We start from the raw sequence: 3,075 nt of genomic DNA on the forward strand, positions 1-3,075 counted from the left end.
TTACTCTCATGAGGATTATATTTTAACTTTGCATCTTTAGAAGCATACTCCCATTTACTTTCATGAGGGTTATATTTTAATTCTCCTTTGCCACATCCGCATTCGGTTTGGGCATAAGAAGAATTATATGAAAACAATAGAGTTAATAGGATAATTGTTTTTGTCACAAAATGTTTCATAATTCTATTTTTTAAATATTACCTAACTCCTTTATCTATGCACCATATCCCACCAAAAGGTATATAAAGCCAGCTATTCTGGCATCCTTTATATACCTTAGAGGTGCATAATATTTCTTACAAATTATCAAAGGGGCTGGAAATTTTTAGTAAACTCTGTTCGCATACATGGGTATAGATTTCTGTCGTCTTACTGCTCTTATGCCCTAAGAGCTCTTGTATGTATCGAAGATCAGTTCCAGCTTCCAGTAAATGTGTTGCATAAGAGTGCCGCAACCAATGAAGCGTTACTGGTTTTTTGATTTTTGCCTGATCGAGTGCATGTTTTAACACTTTTTGCAAGCTGGTTTCGCTGTACTGTGTACCAGGTTCCTGACCCTCAAACAACCAAATCCTGGGGCGATATATTTTATAGTATTCCCGCAACATTACAATCACTTTGTCCGATATGGGAATGACTCTGTCTTTTTTTCCTTTTGCATTGACTATTATCAATAAATGCCTTTTCGCATCAACATTCTCAGGTTTGAGATTCAACAACTCTCCCCGTCGAAGACCACAGGCATAAATCAAGCTCAACATCGTACGGTGTTTGAGGTTCTGTGATGCCTGAAGTATAGCTGCAACGTCCTCCTTGCTCAGCACGTTGGGCAGCTTATGTTCTGGTCTTGGCCGCTCGATCTGTTCCGTTATGAGCTTTGAACCTTGAATTGTTTTGAAAAACAATCTTGCCGCGTTAACAGCCTGATTTTGATATGATTGGCTTAGCTTCTTCGGTAGCATATACTGTTGAACGAACCGCACCATATCATCATTGGTCGCTTCAGTACTCCTTTTGGGTTTAATAAACCTCAAAAAAGTGGTAATGGCTTGTGTATAGGTCTTTATCGTAGATTCGCTGTATCGCTTGTGCTCCATCCACTGTTTGAAGGCGGCAATTTCATCATGGTTGACTTTGTCCAACAACGGCAAATCGGCAATAACTTCGTTTGCTGGGTAGTTCAATGTCGGATTTTGCGGTAGCGCAATTACGGTTTTTATATTTGTGATACGCTGACCAAAGTAATTTTTTAACAAGTCAATATTTTTGCCGTAGTTCGGTATGACCCAGCAAAAATTATTGCTGTTCCACCTCACATATTTGAAGGTACGAATGAACTGTATATCCGTCTCATTCTTAGGCATTGTAACGGTAATTTGTTTCGGGGATATTTCGATAGCGATTCCGTTGTGTTGCGTTACATTTTGCAGATCTGCTTTTGCTGCGATTTTCCCTTCAGGTTGTGTCATTGCTAAAGGTGGTGGCACCGGTGGTTCATTGGTAGCTTTCGTTAGTTCTACGGTACCTGACATGTTTGCTGAACCTGCAGGATATGGGAGGACTATATCAGGAAATAGCTTCTTAAATTCGCCAAAAGCTTCCTCGGTGAACGGGATATGCCATGCTCTGAGTGTCTTGCTCCAGACAGCACCTTCAATATGCCTTATCTTATTTATAATGAAATCATTATAGGCGAACACGAGTTTCAGCCTATCCTCGCCCCGGTAATTTATTTTGCTGGTCTGAATCATAGTTTTACAACTCCTTCCAACGAAAAATAACCCCTCAATACAGCGTCGCTTAGTCAGTCACTGTACAGGGTGGACGGCGCCAACTTTTTAAGCTATAAAGTACAGATATATTTCAAAATAGTTATCTCAATCTCCTGCTTATGCACGCTCAGGTGCGCACCGATTCACAATCCGTTTCACCTGACATATACGAATGCCTCCTGCACGGAAACCGGGAAATGCATCGCCACCCCTTTTTCTGCTCCTTACGAGTCCGCTTGCACCGGTAATACCAGCCGGAATCCACGGAAATCGTTGACCGCTTTGGAAACCACGAACGAGCGCTGCGAACAGCGGAAGGCGAACTTGTCGGGATAACGCCAGCAGCCGCCCCGTTCCTGGCGGAGCGTGTGTACTCGGGGACGTTGTTGAATAGCGATAACAAAATGAGCAGAAACGCACACAGGGATGAAAAGGGATGCAGCGGATGGGCTGGAGCTAGGCGCTCCCAAGGGATAAGTGTAACAGACAAAAGCGTCGAACCTTCAACACACTGATTAAGAGTCAGTTGCTCTGCCATTGAGCCACGAGTGCAACGCTTTTATCTTGTTGGTGCCAAAGAATCACCCGGCAACACAATTCATATATCGCTCACGAGTCAGGATAACAGCCGTTCAGGGTAGAAAAAGTGCTTTGAAAATATCCCGAAAAATAGTTTAGAATAAAGAATGCTCTCAGCAAGGCTTCGGGGAATTTACCCGTAGGGATTAAATTTGAGGGTAAAGTTCAGTTATGACATTTGGCAGTTTACAGACTTAACTGAACATACCTGCACCTGCATCGAATCGTTAGCCGAACACCAATTCATTGAATTATTGATCTAATACTGCATCGTGAAAGTCATTTTCATGAACGATAACTATCGTGTGCCCTGCCCTTCGGAGTTCTACGGCTTTCTCGACTTTACGCCCGTAACAGGCATATGCCCAGCACGGATTTCCATCTGAGCCAACGACCAGATAGTTAACTTTCTTAGAAACACTATTTGCAGCCTTTCCTCCGAGACTGGAAATTAGTTCTTCAAATTCACACCGAGTATACTTGTGAGATTGCCCGGTAAGGCAAAAGACTGTGTCAGAAAATGTTATTTCAGGACATACAGCGCATAGACCAACAATAGCTAAACCTTCAAGGAGTGACGGGCTAACAATCGTCTTGTTATCGAGAATAGATACAAATTCACCAAAAAAGCTCATTAGTAACTTGTGCTCGTCAGGGTCGACCTTTTGTTTTGGTTCAGCGTGAATTGGAGAATTCAAACGTTTGAGTTAGAGTACAAAAACGG

The 3,075-nt window shown here is 42.4% G+C and carries 2 protein-coding genes; both read right to left on the reverse strand.

What is annotated here, in order from left to right; genetic code table 11:
- Positions 1-296: 296 nt before the first annotated feature.
- Positions 297-1,751, reverse strand: a complete 1,455-nt coding sequence (xerA, locus tag BOO20_RS00185; RefSeq protein WP_076789058.1) for a site-specific tyrosine recombinase/integron integrase — start codon at positions 1,749-1,751, stop codon at positions 297-299.
- Positions 1,752-2,602: 851 nt separating this feature from the next.
- Complete coding sequence (locus tag BOO20_RS00200) at positions 2,603-3,049, reverse strand: BRCT domain-containing protein (RefSeq protein ID WP_083694454.1); 447 nt, start codon at positions 3,047-3,049, stop codon at positions 2,603-2,605.
- Positions 3,050-3,075: the final 26 nt, after the last annotated feature.

The organism is Chlorobium sp. KB01, from assembly GCF_001975465.1.
Classification (GTDB): domain Bacteria; phylum Bacteroidota; class Chlorobiia; order Chlorobiales; family Chlorobiaceae; genus Chlorobium.